The 15,126-nt window shown below is 58.2% G+C and carries 16 protein-coding genes; 6 read left to right on the top strand and 10 right to left on the bottom strand.

From position 1 onward, the window contains the following. The 3 genes from ABJP42_RS00190 to ABJP42_RS00180 form a co-directional block, all read right to left on the bottom strand. On the bottom strand, positions 1-500 hold a 500-nt coding region (locus tag ABJP42_RS00190; protein WP_348337855.1), incomplete at its 3' end, for a thiamine pyrophosphate-binding protein. Beyond that, positions 497-1,681 (bottom strand): pyridoxal phosphate-dependent aminotransferase, encoded by a 1,185-nt coding sequence (locus ABJP42_RS00185; RefSeq protein ID WP_348337854.1) that lies wholly within the window; start codon positions 1,679-1,681, stop codon positions 497-499. The genes ABJP42_RS00185 and ABJP42_RS00190, both read right to left, overlap by 4 nt. 201 nt (positions 1,682-1,882) lie before the next feature. After that, positions 1,883-2,566 (bottom strand): hypothetical protein, encoded by a 684-nt coding sequence (locus ABJP42_RS00180; RefSeq protein ID WP_348337853.1) that lies wholly within the window; start codon positions 2,564-2,566, stop codon positions 1,883-1,885. 583 nt (positions 2,567-3,149) lie between these two features. Between ABJP42_RS00180 and ABJP42_RS00175 the strand changes: the two genes are divergently transcribed. Beyond that, positions 3,150-4,454 carry an AAA family ATPase gene (locus ABJP42_RS00175; protein ID WP_348337852.1) on the top strand — a complete coding sequence of 435 codons (1,305 nt, stop codon included), beginning with the start codon at positions 3,150-3,152 and terminating at the stop codon, positions 4,452-4,454. Continuing rightward, positions 4,451-5,572, top strand: a complete 1,122-nt coding sequence (locus ABJP42_RS00170) for a ParB/RepB/Spo0J family partition protein (protein ID WP_348337851.1) — start codon at positions 4,451-4,453, stop codon at positions 5,570-5,572. The genes ABJP42_RS00175 and ABJP42_RS00170 overlap by 4 nt, the downstream gene beginning before the upstream one ends. 104 nt (positions 5,573-5,676) lie before the next feature. Here ABJP42_RS00170 and ABJP42_RS00165 read toward each other — a convergent pair whose 3' ends face one another. After that, complete coding sequence (locus tag ABJP42_RS00165) at positions 5,677-6,717, bottom strand: OmpA family protein (RefSeq protein ID WP_348337850.1); 1,041 nt, start codon at positions 6,715-6,717, stop codon at positions 5,677-5,679. A gap of 217 nt (positions 6,718-6,934) precedes the next feature. Between ABJP42_RS00165 and ABJP42_RS00160 the strand changes: the two genes are divergently transcribed. After that, the gene (locus tag ABJP42_RS00160) at positions 6,935-8,407 is read left to right on the top strand and encodes a caspase family protein (RefSeq protein ID WP_348337849.1); all 1,473 of its coding nucleotides are present in this window, start codon (positions 6,935-6,937) and stop codon (positions 8,405-8,407) included. A 6-nt stretch (positions 8,408-8,413) separates the two neighbouring features. Here the strand turns inward: ABJP42_RS00160 and ABJP42_RS00155 are convergent, their stop codons facing one another. The 6 genes from ABJP42_RS00155 to ABJP42_RS00130 form a co-directional block, all read right to left on the bottom strand. Next, entirely contained in the window at positions 8,414-9,856 is a 1,443-nt protein-coding gene (locus ABJP42_RS00155) for a DUF4384 domain-containing protein (protein ID WP_348337848.1), read from the bottom strand. Further along, positions 9,853-10,272 carry an ExbD/TolR family protein gene (locus ABJP42_RS00150; protein WP_348337847.1) on the bottom strand — a complete coding sequence of 140 codons (420 nt, stop codon included), beginning with the start codon at positions 10,270-10,272 and terminating at the stop codon, positions 9,853-9,855. Before ABJP42_RS00150 ends, ABJP42_RS00155 begins: the two co-directional genes overlap by 4 nt. Continuing rightward, positions 10,269-10,679 (bottom strand): ExbD/TolR family protein, encoded by a 411-nt coding sequence (locus ABJP42_RS00145; protein WP_348337846.1) that lies wholly within the window; start codon positions 10,677-10,679, stop codon positions 10,269-10,271. The genes ABJP42_RS00150 and ABJP42_RS00145 overlap by 4 nt, the downstream gene beginning before the upstream one ends. Positions 10,680-10,694: 15 nt before the next feature. Then, positions 10,695-11,312 (bottom strand): MotA/TolQ/ExbB proton channel family protein, encoded by a 618-nt coding sequence (locus ABJP42_RS00140; protein WP_348337845.1) that lies wholly within the window; start codon positions 11,310-11,312, stop codon positions 10,695-10,697. Positions 11,313-11,314: 2 nt separating this feature from the next. Beyond that, positions 11,315-11,758 carry a hypothetical protein gene (locus ABJP42_RS00135; protein WP_348337844.1) on the bottom strand — a complete coding sequence of 148 codons (444 nt, stop codon included), beginning with the start codon at positions 11,756-11,758 and terminating at the stop codon, positions 11,315-11,317. 104 nt (positions 11,759-11,862) lie between these two features. Beyond that, on the bottom strand, positions 11,863-12,711 hold the full coding sequence (locus ABJP42_RS00130; RefSeq protein WP_348337843.1) for a hypothetical protein: 849 nt from the start codon (positions 12,709-12,711) through the stop codon (positions 11,863-11,865). Positions 12,712-12,889: 178 nt separating this feature from the next. Between ABJP42_RS00130 and tssA the strand changes: the two genes are divergently transcribed. From tssA to ABJP42_RS00115, 3 genes are all read left to right on the top strand, one after another. Then, a complete protein-coding gene (tssA, locus tag ABJP42_RS00125; protein WP_348337842.1) occupies positions 12,890-13,951 on the top strand; it encodes a type VI secretion system protein TssA in 1,062 nt (353 codons plus the stop codon). 70 nt (positions 13,952-14,021) lie between these two features. Beyond that, entirely contained in the window at positions 14,022-14,540 is a 519-nt protein-coding gene (tssB, locus tag ABJP42_RS00120) for a type VI secretion system contractile sheath small subunit (RefSeq protein WP_348337841.1), read from the top strand. 11 nt (positions 14,541-14,551) lie between these two features. Further along, positions 14,552-15,126 (top strand): type VI secretion system contractile sheath domain-containing protein (locus tag ABJP42_RS00115; protein WP_348337840.1); only part of this gene is annotated, 575 nt, incomplete at its 3' end.

The following is a 15,126-nucleotide window of genomic DNA, read 5'->3' as shown; positions in this document are numbered from 1 at the left end:
AGCGGCACCTGAATATGCGTCGGGCCGGGTCGTCCGGTTGAAAATGGCTCGAATGCCTTATTTAGAGCCTCATTCAGCTCCTCTGCCCTGGCAACATGCTGCGAAGTCAAGGCTACAGTCTTGGCCAGATCCTGCTGGTTTGGCAATTCATGGAGATGGCCCAGCCCCTTGCCGATGCTCGCCTGTTCATTGGCACCGGAAACCACCAACATCGGCACCGAATCCGCCCGCGCCTGCGCCATGGGCGTCAAAGTGTTGGTCAACCCAGGGCCGGTGATGACGAAGGCCACTCCCGGCTTGCCAGAGACCCGTGCATAGCCATCCGCCATGAACCCGGCCCCCTGTTCGTGGCGCGGGGTCACATGCCGCAAGCCAGAGGCCGCAAGCCCGCGATAAAGCTCAACAGTGTGCACACCAGGAATGCCAAACACGCAAGAGACATCACGGGCCTTCAGCCCGTCCACCAGCACTTCGCCAATAGTTCGTTTGCACGTTGTCATGCGGCGTCTCCGATCCTTGCCTTGGCGTGTGAAATGATCCGCCCCAGGGCCGTTTCAAATTCTGCATCACTGATGGTCAGAGCAACACGCACCCAGGAGGTCAGGCTGTCGCTAAAGGCAGAGCCCGGCATCACAGCGACACCATTCTCGAGCAGGTCCCAGGCATAGTCATCACCGTTAAGACCCGTTGTGGCGACATTGATCATAGCGAACATGCCAGCCTCAGGACGGTGCACCTGCAGGCTGGTCTCAATCTCCAGCCGATCCGCCAGCAACTGCGCCCGGCGGCTGAAACGTTCGCTCATTCCTGCCGCAACAGAGGAACCATCGCGAATGGCCAGCTCTGTCATATCGGCAATAAAGGGCTGGTTGCCAAAAAGCATGGTCTCGGAATAGGGCAGCAGTGCATCGCAGAAGGCTTTCGAGCCTACGCACCAGCCGCTGCGAAACCCCGGTGCCGCATGAGATTTAGAGATCGAAGAGACCGCAATGACCCGATCTGCATATTCCGCCAGCGACAGCGGCGAGACAAATTCGGAGCCTTCAAAGACCAATTGCTCATAGACCTCGTCAGAGAGGATCCAGAAATCATGCTCTCTGGCCAGTTTACACAGCTCCAAAAGGTCAGCTTTGCCCAGAATGGCGCCCGTAGGGTTGTGCGGGCTGGTCAACAGCAGGGCGCGAGTACGCGGGGTGATCCGGCTGGCCACATCTGCGGCCTGCATGCGAAAGCCATGTTCCGGGCTGAGCGGCACCGGAACCAAGTTGGCACCACTGGCAGCCACGACGCCTTCGTAGGTGGCATACATCGGATCCCCGACCAGAACTTCGTCGCCAGCCTGGGCGACACCCATCATTACCGAAAACAGCGCCGTTTGCGTTCCCGGAAAACAAAGGAAGTTATCCGGCTCAAAACTGCGCCCACGGCTGGTGCTATAGCTTTCAGCCAGTGCCTGACGCAGATTGATTTCGCCGCGCCCATCCGAATACCCGGTGCGCCCAGCCTGCATAGAGGTAATCGCCTGTTGCATCAGCTCTGATGGGACCGGAACATCCGGCTCACCGATGGTCATTTCAATGATGTCAGCCCCTGCGCCAATGCGTTGGCGCGCTGAAAGGTGGAGATCCCATTTTGCACCGCCAAAGGAGGCCAGGCGTGCCGTTACATCCGTGGTTTTCATGGTCTATCAACCCTTTCAGCCCCAAGGCCTGTAAAAGAGACTGAGCAGCGTCTGATCTCTTTGCTGGCACGTATTGGCGACGAATCTTGTGGAACACAGTAGTTATACAAATGCATAATTACTGTGTTCACCCGGTTCGGCAAGCCCAAATCGGATCGCTATGGTTAACCGGCCTCACAATCTACGGCGCGCCAGCAGGTGCTAGCTGGTAACAACAATGTCAGAGATCTGGGCATCCACATCGCGGCAAGCCGCCAGCAGCCTCGGCTTGAGGTGGGAGAGCACATAATTGGCGTGAAACCGGCTCGGCGCGGTTAAAGTCAAACGGCCCCCTGCCCTGTCGCCACGTGCAAGAGCATCTATCCAAGCGGTATAAATCGCCGGATCTTCGCGGTGCAGAACCGCCTTGGCGAGACTCCATTCGTCTCCCTGGCTCAGGTCAGGAGCAGGGGCGATCTGCCCAGGGCGCAGCGGCACGACATTTTCAGGTGGGGCATCAATGCCGGACATCCGATGTTCAAAATCAGGCCCGACACTGGACCAGACCTCGCGGGTGTCTTCATAGATGCGCTCCATATCCAGACCATATTCGCTGACCCGCCCACGCACGCCCTGACGTTTTACCACCAGCCATCCCATCGCCCGCAGCTTTGCCATTTCCCGCTTAACGGTGCGCTCATCGACGCTCCACAGCCGGGCAATTTCGCGCTGGCCAACCGCCAGCTCATTTCTGGTCCAATTGTAGCGGGCAGTGACAAGGGTCATGATACGCAAAACTAGCCGCTGCTTTGCCTTTGGCTGTGACAAGGCAAAGGTCCCGAGGGCTGTCAATATATCGTACTTCAGTGCCGAAGCATTGCGCCCGGCGGGTTTCTTGGCCTGCATCTGTGCCCCCGTGTTCCCGAAACCCTGGGGTCATGATTTGATCCCAAGAGCTGACATGGGATATGTCTACCGCTCAATAGCCGAGTTGCTCTCGGTTTACGTTGGCTCAGTTTAAGAAGAACTCAACGCTATTTACTCAATGTAGACGATTTGCGTCCTTTGACACGATTCTGTCAAGGGCCCTGTGGATTTCAAACCAGACCCAATCTCCTTTTTGATAAAAAAATTGGTATCAATGGTATTGGGGGACATTATGCCTGTCCCCTATTAGGATAAAAATGTCCCCCAATTGGACTAGGGAACTTTCTTTTTGTCCCCCTTTTCCCGATGCAGCCGGGTGTTACGCTGTCCCGATTGCGCCACCCTCTGTCTGGTCGATTCGGCTGGCTTCACCGAATCAATTCACTGAGGCGAGGACCCGTTTTCTATGGGCTTTCAGACCCTGTGTCCCTGCGGGGACAGGACGCTCTTTGTTAGAATAATAGGTTTTGCGTTTTTAGCAAATCCGGCGTAAATGAAGAATGAGGAAAAATTAGCGTCCTGAACAAATGGGACCATTGATAGCAAAGAGCAAGGAGCAGTCATGTTCACTCACGAAGACCTGGCGAAATTGCAGGCGCAGTCGCTCAAGATGCAAAGTTGGATTCGACAGCAGACCTTTTCCCCCGAGATGGAAAAGACCCTGCGGCGTTTCTCCAGCTGGGAAGTTGCCGAGCTGATCTTTAAGGTCAATCAATCCACTCTACGCGGCCGCCTGGCAGCCGACCCTTCGCTGCCGCAGGGCCATGTGGAGGAAGACGGTCGCCAACGGTGGTATTCGTTGGAAGAGATCAATGAGTTGCGCCGCCGGATCAAGATCAACCGCAAAAGCCTGATGCCGCCGCGCCCCGAGGGTAAGCGCGCCCTGCGCGTGGCAATCTCGAATTTCAAAGGCGGCGCGGGTAAATCCACAGTGGCGCTGCATTTTGCTCATGCTGCGGCACTGGATGGCTACCGGGTGCTTTGCGTTGATTTTGATCCGCAGGCGACCTTGTCGCATTCCATGGGGCTGAGCGATGTTACCGAGGATTATACGGTCTGGGGGATCATGGCGCGGGATCTGGTGCGCGAGACCGAGCGGATGAATACCTCGGCGCGAGGCGCTGAGTCCGGAGCGGCCCTGCCGGAACGGGAATTGCCGGAGGCAATCACCGGCATGGGGTTGCAGGATCTGCGCATCAGCGATTTCATCAAACCCACCAGCTGGCCGACGATTGACCTCGTCCCCAGCTGCGCCAATGCCGCCTTTGTCGAATTCGCCAGCGCGCAGTATCGCCACCTGAACCCAGAATGGTCCTTCTTTGCTGCGGTGTCGCGCTATCTGGATCAGGTCTCCTCTGATGACTACGACATGATTATCTTTGATTGCCCCCCGGCAATTGGCTACCAGTCGATGAACGCGGTCTTTGCTGCTGACATGCTCTACATCCCCTCTGGCCCTGGTTATTGGGAGTATGACTCGACCACCTCCTTTATTGGCCAGCTCTCTGAAGCGCTGGAAGATCTGTCGGCTTTCAACGGGGTTGTCCCCGCGGGGACATTCACCCTGCCCAAGGCTTTCCTGGATGTACGGTTTCTGTTGACCCGCTACGAGAGTGGCAATGATCTGCACCGCGCCATGCGGGATGCCTTTATGAAGGTCTTTGACGGGCGCATGGCGGATCACCCGATCGAGATGACCCGCGCGGTGGAACAATCGGGCCGGTTCCTCAGTTCAATCTACGAGATCGATTATCGCGATATGACCCGCGAGACATGGCGACGGGCCAGGGCCTCATTCGATCAGGCCTACGAGGAGTTCAAAACCTACGCGGCAGAAGCCTGGGAAAAGATGGAGGATAGACCATGAGCAAGCGGCGCGTCTTTGACATCAACTTTCCTGCTGACCCTCCGGCCAAAGCCCCCTCCCCTGCCCTGTCAAAGGAGGACGGCAGTCAAGCGGAATCCCGGCGTGGTCCCATGGCCACGGCGATTTCGGAAAACGCCGAGGCGCTAAAGGCTCGCGCTGCTGCCGAGCAAAACATTCGGGCCGAGAATGACCGGCTGGCGCATGAGTTTGTCCGGCTGAAAAAGCTGGGGTTGGTCGTTGACCGGATTCCGCTGGACCAGATTGCCACCAGCAAACTGGTGCGGGACAGGGCCACCTCACGGGATCCGGAACTGGACGAGCTGAAAGCCTCCATTCGCAGCCTGGGTCTCTCCAACCCGATCCGGGTCGAGGAAGAGGCCGATGGAAGCTATCAGTTGATCCAGGGTTTTCGCCGCCTGTCGGCCTATCGCGCCTTACTGGAGGAGACCGGTGCGGCCGAGTTTGCCAGTATTCCCGCCGGGCTGGTCGCCAAGGGGGAAGACCTGCAGGGGCTTTACCGGCGGATGGTGGATGAAAACCTGGTGCGGCGCGATATCTCTTTTGCAGAGATGGCGCAGCTGGCGCTGTCCTATGCCCAGGATCCAGAGACCGGCTGCGCGCTGGTGGAGGAGGCCGTGGCGCATCTCTATGCTTCGGCGGGGCGTCAAAAGCGCAGCTACATTCGTCATTTTGCCGATCTTCTGGACATGATCGGCGGTGATCTACGTTTTGCCGAATCAATCCCGCGCGCCTTGGGCTTGGATCTGAAGCGGAAGCTGGCAGATGATCCCGCTAGTGTCTCAGCATTGAGAGCGCAGCTGCAAAGCGGTGACGCTGAAACGGCTGAAGTTGAGGTCGCGATCTTGCGGGCCTTCCTGGCGGGCGGTGTTGAAACCAGAGCAAAACCCGGTGCCGCCATTGGGGCAGAACCCAAGGCCGGTGTCGCCAAAACAACGCTGCGCTGCGCTGTGCCTTCCGGCATCGTGCGTTGTCAGGCGCGGGATGGGCGTATTGAACTGGCGATGGAGCGGGACTTTTCGGTGATTGATCGCTACCGACTTGAGACTGCGATTTCTGCTTTTTTTACGGCTTTGGAAGAGAATGATCCCGCCGAGTGAGACTTTGGCAGAGCTGAAACGAGACAGGGCTGTCCCCGCGGGGACAGCCCTTTTCTTATGCGCATTTTTTGCCGCAGCCTTTGCCTCTACTCTGCGGTATGAGTTTAGTTTTGAACCTTAAAGGCAATGCGACGGTTTTTTGCCCGGTTGTCGGAGCTTGTATTGGGCACCAGCGGTGTTTCCTCCCCATATCCAACCGAGGTCAGGCGGTCAGCGGGAATGCCTTTGGCTGTCAGGTAGCGGACAACGGAATTTGCCCGTTTCTGGCTGAGCCGGGTATTGGAAGCCGCACTGCCCTTGTCGTCGGTGTGGCCGCCAACTTCGATCACCATATCGGGACAACGGCTGACGATATCATACAGGCTATCGAGAAAGCTGGTGGAGCGTTGATCCAACCGCGAGGTGCCGGGGGCAAAATTGACACTGCGGCTGCGCGACAGGATGTCAAAGCGGCCAATACAGGCGTCTCGACTAAAGTCGCCTTCGGCCTCCAGCGCGGCGGTGGCACCGCTGCTGGTGGGAGTAGCCAGGACGGGAGTGCCTGGTGCCCTGCGGTCAAAGGTGAGGTTCAGGTTGACGATGCCCAGCGGTGTAATGGTGACATTGGCGGCTTCCTGCAGTTTTTCCCGACCCTGCATCAGATTGAAATCTTCAAGCTGCAAGATCACCGGGTTCAGCGTTGAGACATTGATCCGATCATTGCTCAGCAGGGTTACTGCGACCTCGGCTTTCAATTCAACCTCTACCCCATGCAGTGAAAGTGTGACGGGAAGCGGGATTACCTTGCGGCGTAGGTTGGGCAGGTCTTGCAATGCGATCGGATCAAGAACAGCGGTTACTGTGGCCTCGGGATGGGCGAAGGTTTCAAAAAACAGGAACCGCATACGTACATTGCGTAGGTCAATTTTGGTATCAACCGAGTCCAGGGCGACGATCAGTTGGGCAACGCCGCTTTCGGTAATCTGACCGCTGAGGGCTGCAAATTGACTGGTTTCGGCAATGGTGTCCTTTTTGACCGAGAGAAAGGTGATCGCCGAAGCTTCGGGATCCAGCTGCCAGCCGTGCTCAAAAGGATCCGCTGCAACAGCGGGCTGAGTAAAAAACAACAATAGGGCTAGGAGCGGGCGAAGAAATAGGCGTACCATGACAAAACACTCATATATTAAACAAAATGGGGCACCTGTGGTATTGGCCAAACAAGGGCGCCTCTGTGGATTAACGGAAATCTCGGGCAATAAAGCAAGTATTGCGGTGTCTCGGTCAGAAAAAACCTCACGCGTGCGAGGTGTCCCTGCGGGGACAAAGTTTTGGAGTTTTGGTGTCGTGAATGGTTTTTGGGCAAATTGCCTTTTTAGAGTTCTCATGGTTTTGGGTTTGATCTGTGGTGCCGCCCAGGCCAGTGACGCTGATGAAGGGCCGCGTTTGGCCCTGGTTATCGGCAATGCCTCTTACGGCACGGTTGCGCCGCTGGACAATCCTGTGAACGATGCAAGAGTCATATCCAAAACATTGGAATCGCTTGGGTTTACGGTCTCCATGGCGGTTGACATGGGGCAGATCGAGATGAAACGAGCAATCGCTCAGTTTGGCCGCGATCTGCGGGCAGCAGGCAGCGAGGCGACAGGGCTGTTCTACTATGCGGGTCACGGGGTGCAGAGCTTTGGCAACAACTATTTGTTGCCTGTGGATGTTGCCCTGTCGGATGCGGCGGATCTGGATCTGATGGCAGTTGAGGCGCAATCGGTGCTGCGCCAGATGGCCTCGGCGCGCAATCGCACCAATCTGGTGATTCTAGACGCTTGCCGAAATAACCCCTTTGAAAACGTCGCTGATCTGGATGAAAGTGGTTTGGCCGAGATGAAGGCCCCAACAGGTACTTTCCTGGCCTATGCCACGGCGCCCGGCGGGGTGGCGTTGGACGGGCAGGGGGTCAATAGCCCCTTTACGCTGGCAGTTGCGGAACAAATCTCCGTGCCGGGCCAGCCGGTTGAACAGGCTTTCAAAGAGGTGCGCCGCACGGTTCTGGCGCAGAGCCAGGGCCAGCAGACCCCCTGGGATACCTCGTCGCTTGTCAGCGACTTCATGTTTGCCGCGGCACCAGAGGAGCGGGTTCTAACCGTGTCCGAGACGGAGGAGCTTCAGCTCTGGCGTTCGGTTCAGGCGGCGCGAGATCCGGTGCAATTGATGTTGTTCCTGCGGGGCTATCCTGACGGCGCCTTTGCCGGTGAGGCGCGCGCGCTGCTGGCCGAGGTCATGGCAGAAGAGCTCTCCACTGGTGCGGAACCTGCGGCGCCAAGCACACCGGCGCCGGATGCCACCGAAACGGCCCTGTTCAAAGCGGCGCAACAGGATGGATCCTTGGCAGCCTATGAGGCCTATTTGCAGAGCTATCCTGCGGGGACCTATGCGGAAATGGCTCAGATCGAAATCGCTGCTCTGCTCTCTGGAGAAAGCACTGATCCGGTTGGGGAAGGGATACCTGAGGAGGATCCGGTTCAGCAGGTCGAGAGTGATTCTGCAGCCTCTCCTCAGCCAGAGGCCGGACCGGTCACCTTTGCCAGCCCATTAGTGTCAGACCTGGAGCCGATCAGTGGCCGCAGTCTGGCTGACTTGATCGAGGGGTCGCCGATGTTCCCGCCGGTAGAAGGCCTGCCTGAAAGCTATTGGAAATCGCAGACCTGCAGTGCCTGTCATCAGTGGAACCGTGAGCGGCTTTGCGAACAGGCCACAACCTATCTGAGCCTCAATATGCAGCGTTCACTGAGCAAACAGCACCCCTATGGCGGGGTGATGAAACGCAACCTGAAATCCTGGGCCGCAGGAGGTTGCCAGTAACCTAAATTACTGGGCACGGGTTTCGATCAGAAAATAGACCCATTCTCCTTTAAAATCAGTATTTTGTGATCGCTTTTCTGCGATTCTGCTCCGCAGGAAGTCAAGATATGCCGGAGCAGGCTCAATGAGCGGGCGCAGGCCCTCATAAAGCGGGGTTGAGGCGGCAAAAGCAACGGCGATTTCCTGACCATAGGGGGGGCCGATGGTGATCTGCAGACCGGGGTCCTCTGGGGTTTTGGCCCCGATGCGTTGTGCGCTTTTGGCCGTGGCTAGGGCCAGCGGAACCTGGGTATTGGGGCTGAGGTGGATGACATCACCGGCGGCATCAAAGTAGTCCACATAGATAAAGGCCGCATAGTCCGGAGCGGTGAGGTCAAAGTACAATTGCTCGCCGCTGCTGTAGCCCAGCACCCGGGCCTGGGCATCCTCTCCCAGCAACAGTGGGTTGGTGATCTGATCGGTGCTTTGCGGCAGGCCCACCGAGGATATTCCGCTGAGCGCTCCACATTGAGGCCGCGGTAATACCCGCATCTTGTCTGCAAGCGCAATATCCCGGCCCATTTGGGTTTGCAGGGCGGCGAGGACGGGCGCGCGCAGGGCATCCTCGGGCAGGTGTCCCCGCAGTTCCAGCGTTGCCGTCGCCGGGTCAAAGGCCACCTGCAGGCGGGAGCAGGGCACCTGGCTCAGCACAGCCGCAAGCCCATCCCGCAGACCTGCTGTTTGCCCGGTCAGATCCCCGGGCCGGGTGAAGCTTTGAAAGGCAGCGAGCGACTGCGGGTCGATCTCATTGGTTGCACCGCCCTGAAACGCAAGCGCCGCCGTGACCTTCTCCGCCTCGGGGTTGCTGTTTGGCAGTGGCTGCGTCAGCGCAGAGGTTTCAGCAAAGGCAACGGTTTTACCGGTGCTTTTGGTGGTGCCGAGGAGCACAGGCTGTGGCGTGATTGGGGCGGCGGGCGTGGTGTCTGGCATCGCGGTTTCTAGCGCTGGTGGATCGGGCTGTTCGCTGGCGACGGATTGCGTGGCTGGTGCAAGGGCAGGGGCGGGTTCCGGCTTGGCTGCGCTGAGAGCGGCCAATTGCGGTTTGCTTTGGTCTGGCGCCAGGGTTTCGCCCGGCGGGGCGAGGGAGGTAAGCGGTTGAGAGGCGGGCGTCGCAGGATCCAAGCTGTCTTGCGATGGTGCCTTGGCAGGGGCCGTGGTCTGCTGCACGGCGCCCGCATTCAAGCTGTCCCCTTTGGCTGGCGCCTGTTTTCCGGGCTCGGGAGTGGCGCTCTGCTCCTGCGCCTGGCTGCGGGTAACCTGCTGCGAAGCCAGGGTCATAGCGCTTTGTGGGCTGGGCTGTTGCGGCACAGGTTCGGGGGTCAGATAGGGGATTACAAGGGCGGCCGCCCCGAGATGGGCGCAGGTGGAGGCTGTGAGGCCAATTGCCCAGATGCCTGCTCCCCGCGTCATGGCTGGTCACCCGGAGTGCGCTCGGGTGTGACCACCAGGATGACGTCGCGAATTCCAAGCGCTTCTGCCTGGCTGACCTGGGGCAGAACATGGCGCAGATCGGTGGCGCGGTGGGCGTTGATCCGCAAGCGCATTTCGGGATCCTTGGACAGTTCCGCTGCCAATGCCAGGGAAAGATCCGCTGCGCCCATTTCATGACCGTCCAGGGCCGTTTTGCCCTCTTGTGAGATCGCCAGCGTGACTCCGCCTGCGGGCATGTCACGGCCGGTCTGCGCCTGCGGTGGGGTGACGTCAAAGGGGGCCGTGGCATCCATGCGCCCAATCAACATAAAGAACACCAGCAGGAAAAAAACCACGTCGATCAGGGCAATAATGGTCTCTGAATGCGGCGCAGCGCGGGAGCGTTTCAGCCTCATGGCCGCGCCTCCAGTCGCAGAACACGCATGTTCTGTACGCCCGCGCTGGCGGCTTGATCCATGACGGTGATCAGTGCCTGTGTCGGTGCGGAGCCAGAGGGGAGGATGACCAGCTGCGCCGCCGGATCCTCGCTCAGGGTTTGCTGCAGAATCTGTGCCATGGCCTGTGGTGACAGGGTCTCTCCGCGCAGGCTGGGGGTGCCATCGGCCTGAATGCGGATCATCAGGCGCAGATCTGGTGATCCGTTGGATTGGCTGGCACCGTCAGAGGGGCGCAGGGCCGGGATCATATCCAGGTTGAGATATGTTGATGTCACCATGAAGAAGACCAAAAGGATCATCATCACATCGATCATTGGCACCAGCGAAATCAGGGCCGTGGGGCGCGGGCGGCGGCTGAGGATCATGGCGCGTTCCACACCTTACCGACCATGGTCTGCCAGCATCAATTGGCCAACGGCGCTTTCGATCATCCCCGCCGCGCTGTCAATGCGGGCAGAGAACAGGCCTGCAGCAATGGCGGCAGGAATTGCCACCACCAGCCCCGCAGCGGTGGTGAGCAGTGCCTGCCAGATGCCGCCGGCCAGGACCGAGGCGTTGGCCGCGCCCTGGGCCAGTTCCAGCTCTTGAAAGGATTGGATCATGCCCAGAACTGTGCCCAACAACCCGAGCAGCGGCGAGACCATGGCGATGAGTTCCAGCAATCGGATAAGCCCGTTCATACGCTGAATTTCTTCGTTGCCCCGGCGCTCCAGCTCTGAGGTGAGCACAGGCCCTTTGAGTCCGTTTTGTAGGGAAACCATGGCAAAATGCAGGACCCTGTCGGCCGGTGATTTGCCCGGTTCAACATGCCGCTGTGCTTCGTGCTTGTCACCACCTTGCCAAAGCTCGATTGCAGCGAGGCGCGCCGCCTTACCGGAAGTTACCGGCCAGAGCTGGACAAGTTTGGCGCCGATCACTGTGAGCGACATGAGCGAAATCAGGGCCAACACCGCAATGACCGGACCGCCGGTTGTAAGGTTTTCCAACAAGGCGCCCATGATTATTTCACCAGCTTTGCAGAGCTGCGCGATCCGAGAGTCAGGATTGGAAAGCAATCCATCTCGGCTTCGTTTTGCGGTTTGCAAGAGGTCACGTCATGCAGCAGAATTTCTGAGATATTGCTGCAGGTGATTGCTGGTATTTCGAACAATTTCAATGTTGTACGCTGGACGGGCAGGGGAGAAGCATCAACCGAGAGCAGCCGGTCAATGATACCCTCGCCGTCGAGGATGGCCAGGGACATTTCAAAGTCGGCAAAGCTCTTCCCGGTTTGATTGCGAAACAAAAAGAAAGCCCGACAGCCGCCAGCCTCGATCTCTTCCATCTTGTTCAGTTCAACCAAAAGCGACCCGGTTTCAGCGCGTGCCAGCTGCGGGGTGAGGGCCAGCAGCGCAGTGGCAAACCCGCGGCTGAGTATTGAAGAAAATGGGGAGGTCAATTGCATCGCTGTCTCCGGGGTTTTGGGTCAATTGGGTTTTCGAATAAGTCCTAGGGTCTTGGGCGTGTTTTGGCTGCGCGCCAGATCATGGCGCGCGAAAATGGGTGGCATCAGACCAAAGAGGTCAACGCCTTCTCGATTTTATCCATGGCATCTTTGGCGCCATTCAGGTCTCGCTGCTTCAACAGTCTGGCGGCCTTATGAACCGCCTGGGTCAGGCGATCGCGGGCAGGGCCGGGCGCGCGGGCCACATGTGCTTGCAGACCCTGGGCGCGTTTGACCTGCGCCCCAAGGGAGCGCTGATCAGACTCGCGTTGACCGCGCTTGAGTGTGGTTTCTTCGTCTTCTCGGTCTTTCCCCAGCGCGGCAATGGAACGTTCGGTGACCAGAATTAGCGTCTCTGCCTCTTGCAGCCGCCCGGCATTGATCAAGGCGACGGATTTGGCCAGGGCCCGTTTGAGCTTCAGTTCCAGAGGGCCGGGAGCCAAAGCGATTCGCGGCTGAATGCGTTTGAGCCTGCGTTTGAGCGGCAAGACGGCCTTGGGATCGATTCCCGAGGCTGAGATATCCTCGGCATCGGCATTTGACTGCGGGGTGTCGCCGCTGCTTTCTGGCTTGAGACTGTCGAGAAGATTGCCGCCGTCATCAAAGAACAGCACGTTCACTTTGGGCCGGTTTGCCTTCAGGAATTTTTTAAGCTGCAAAAGCATTTGAGCGGGGGCCTGTTCACAGGTCATCTCCATCTCATCGCCCTGCACAATATAGGTGCCCCAGGCCATCGGAGGCTTGCCGCCCTCCTGTTTTAGCGGCGCACGCAGGCTTTCTGGTTTGGAGCCGGGCTGGATCATCAAGACAGCATCTTTGTACTGATCCAGGCAGAAGGCAAAACTCGTCCGACGCTTGGCGCCCTCACGCACCATGGCCCTGACTTCATCTCCGGTAACACGGTCTGCACACATCACGAACACTCACAAAAAGGTGCAAAAACAATTGACTTTAAGATGGCGATAAGGCTCACTCGACGTCAAGTTATTGTTTTGTTAGTGGCGCGACCGGGTCCGCCGCATGTCTGTATGTCCATATGGTATGTGGCTTTTTCGGATCGCGCTTGACCTGATTTTTTGGGGGGTCAACTGTATGGATCTGGCTGTTTTTCTACAGTCCAAAGGGGAGGAAACTCCCAGCGGGGACAACCTCGAATACGACCCGGCTTTTACTGAAATGGAGCTTGCCGCTCAGCCCGGGGAAGAAACGGTTGTGGGTGATGAGCGTATAGACGCCACCGACCCAGAATATCCAGTTGTAGAGGAAAAGGCGCTCGAAGTTCTGGAGCGTAGCCATGACCTGCGGGCGGCGGTTTTCCTGGCGGATGCGGTGTTGCAGCGGGATGGGCTCGCAGGTTTTGCCGAGGTGACCAGCTATATCCGGGGCTGTCTTGAACAATTCTGGGAGAGCTGCCACCCGGAACTGGATGAGGATGACGGCGATCCGATCATGCGCATCAATGCGGTGCAGGATCTTTGTGGTCAGCCGGATGGCATGGGCGGGCCTTCACCTGTCTATCGCTCGGTCCGCCGTTGCCCGTTGAGTGACAGTCGCGGGTTTGGCCGGTTTTCGCTGCGCGATATCGAAATAGCCGAAGGATTGATGGCTGCGCCCGAGAGCATGGATACGGTTCCGGATCAGGCCACGATTGGGGCCGCGTTTCAGGACAGTGACGACGACGAGATCGCCGCGCGTCTGGCTGCTGCGGAACTGGCTGAGGAAAACATCAAGGCGATCTCCGCGGTGTTTGATGAACAGACGCCAGGGCAGGGGCCTGAACTCGATCCATTGGTGAAACTGCTGCGTCAGATCAGCAAGCGGATCCGCGATTATGGCAACCTCGGCGATGTCGCTGCGGAAGATGACAGCGCGGATGCGGAGGGATCGGAAGACACAGGCGAAGCATCAGCTTCGGCTGCAGGGCCACGGGTTGCAGCGGTCCCGGGGGCGATCAATTCGCCTGCAGATGTGGCCAATACCCTGGATCGCATCATTGCCTATTACCAGCGCGAAGAGCCCTCTAGCCCGCTGCCGCTGTTGCTGGAACGGGCCAAACGATTGGTGGGGGCGGATTTCCTCACTATCGTCAACGATATGGCCCCGCGTGGTCTGGAGAACGTGCAGTTGATTGGCGGCCTGGAGGACGAAGACTAGGGGGGCAGGGGGGCTTGGCTCGTCGCGGCTGGGGTCTTTGGAAGGTTAGAATACGAGTAAGGAGAGCCAGATGGCTGGAAGTTCACAAAAGTTCATTGCCCGCAATCGGGCACCACGGGTCCAGATCGAATATGATGTGGAGCTTTATGGCGCAGAAAAGAAGGTCCAGCTGCCTTTTGTCATGGGGGTTCTGGCGGATCTCACCGGCAAATCCGAGGTTGAGCAACCCGCCGTGGCGGATCGCAAGTTTCTTGAAATTGATGTCGACAACTTTGACAACCGGATGAAATCCATGGCCCCGCGTGCGGCCTTTACCGTGCCCAATACGCTGACCGGCGAAGGCAATATGGCGGTCGATATCACCTTTGAGAGCATGGATGATTTCAAACCCGCGGCCATCGCCGCCAAGGTGGCACCGCTCAAAGAGCTGCTGGATGCCCGCACCCAGCTCAGCAATCTGATGACCTATATGGATGGCAAAACCGGGGCCGAGGATCTGATCACCAAGATCATGCAGGACCCGAGCCTGCTGAAAACCCTGGCAGCCCAGCCCAAACCCGGCGCTGATGCCGATGGCGATACGGAATAAGGAGGGATAAAATGGCAGACGAAGCACTCCAAACCGAAGCCGCCCCGGCGGAATCCGCTTTTGGCTCCAATGAATTTGCAAGCCTGTTGCAAAAGGAATTCCGCCCTAAGTCGGACCAGGCCAAGACCGCCGTCGAGAGCGCGGTCAAAACCCTGGCCGAACAGGCGCTGGCCAATACCGGGCTGATTTCTGACGACGCGCTGCGCTCGATCGAAAGCATCGTGGCAGAGATCGACAAGAAGCTGACCGAACAGGTTAATCTGATCCTGCACAACGAAGAGTTCCAGCAGCTCGAAAGCGCCTGGCGCGGGTTGCACTACCTGGTCAATAACACTGAAACCGACGAGATGCTGAAGATCCGGGTGATTCCGATCACCAAGAAGGAACTGGGCAAGACCCTGAAGAAATTCAAAGGCACCGCCTGGGATCAGTCGCCGATCTTCAAAAAGCTCTACACCGAAGAGTTCAGCCAGTTGGGTGGCGAACCCTATGGCTCGCTAGTGGCCGATTTCCATTTCGACCATTCGCCACCAGATATCGAATTGCTGGGGGAAATGTCCAAGATCGCCGCCGCTGCGCATGCGCC

The organism is Pseudophaeobacter sp. (genome assembly GCF_039971195.1).
In the GTDB taxonomy this organism is placed as follows: domain Bacteria; phylum Pseudomonadota; class Alphaproteobacteria; order Rhodobacterales; family Rhodobacteraceae; genus Pseudophaeobacter.
Note: the sequence above shows the minus strand (reverse complement) of the source record. Positions and strands in the feature narration are given on the sequence as shown.

What these genes read in the sequence shown, in the direction of transcription:
- ABJP42_RS00185 (WP_348337854.1), bottom strand. Translation starts at nt 1,681, where the DNA reads ATGAAAACCACGGATGTAACGGCACGCCTGGCCTCCTTTGGCGGTGCA.
- ABJP42_RS00180 (WP_348337853.1), bottom strand. Translation starts at nt 2,566, where the DNA reads ATGCAGGCCAAGAAACCCGCCGGGCGCAATGCTTCGGCACTGAAGTAC.
- ABJP42_RS00175 (WP_348337852.1), top strand. Translation starts at nt 3,150, where the DNA reads ATGTTCACTCACGAAGACCTGGCGAAATTGCAGGCGCAGTCGCTCAAG.
- ABJP42_RS00170 (WP_348337851.1), top strand. Translation starts at nt 4,451, where the DNA reads ATGAGCAAGCGGCGCGTCTTTGACATCAACTTTCCTGCTGACCCTCCG.
- ABJP42_RS00165 (WP_348337850.1), bottom strand. Translation starts at nt 6,717, where the DNA reads ATGGTACGCCTATTTCTTCGCCCGCTCCTAGCCCTATTGTTGTTTTTT.
- ABJP42_RS00160 (WP_348337849.1), top strand. Translation starts at nt 6,935, where the DNA reads ATGGTTTTGGGTTTGATCTGTGGTGCCGCCCAGGCCAGTGACGCTGAT.
- ABJP42_RS00155 (WP_348337848.1), bottom strand. Translation starts at nt 9,856, where the DNA reads ATGACGCGGGGAGCAGGCATCTGGGCAATTGGCCTCACAGCCTCCACC.
- ABJP42_RS00150 (WP_348337847.1), bottom strand. Translation starts at nt 10,272, where the DNA reads ATGAGGCTGAAACGCTCCCGCGCTGCGCCGCATTCAGAGACCATTATT.
- ABJP42_RS00145 (WP_348337846.1), bottom strand. Translation starts at nt 10,679, where the DNA reads ATGATCCTCAGCCGCCGCCCGCGCCCCACGGCCCTGATTTCGCTGGTG.
- ABJP42_RS00140 (WP_348337845.1), bottom strand. Translation starts at nt 11,312, where the DNA reads ATGGGCGCCTTGTTGGAAAACCTTACAACCGGCGGTCCGGTCATTGCG.
- ABJP42_RS00135 (WP_348337844.1), bottom strand. Translation starts at nt 11,758, where the DNA reads ATGCAATTGACCTCCCCATTTTCTTCAATACTCAGCCGCGGGTTTGCC.
- ABJP42_RS00130 (WP_348337843.1), bottom strand. Translation starts at nt 12,711, where the DNA reads ATGTGTGCAGACCGTGTTACCGGAGATGAAGTCAGGGCCATGGTGCGT.
- tssA (WP_348337842.1), top strand. Translation starts at nt 12,890, where the DNA reads ATGGATCTGGCTGTTTTTCTACAGTCCAAAGGGGAGGAAACTCCCAGC.
- tssB (WP_348337841.1), top strand. Translation starts at nt 14,022, where the DNA reads ATGGCTGGAAGTTCACAAAAGTTCATTGCCCGCAATCGGGCACCACGG.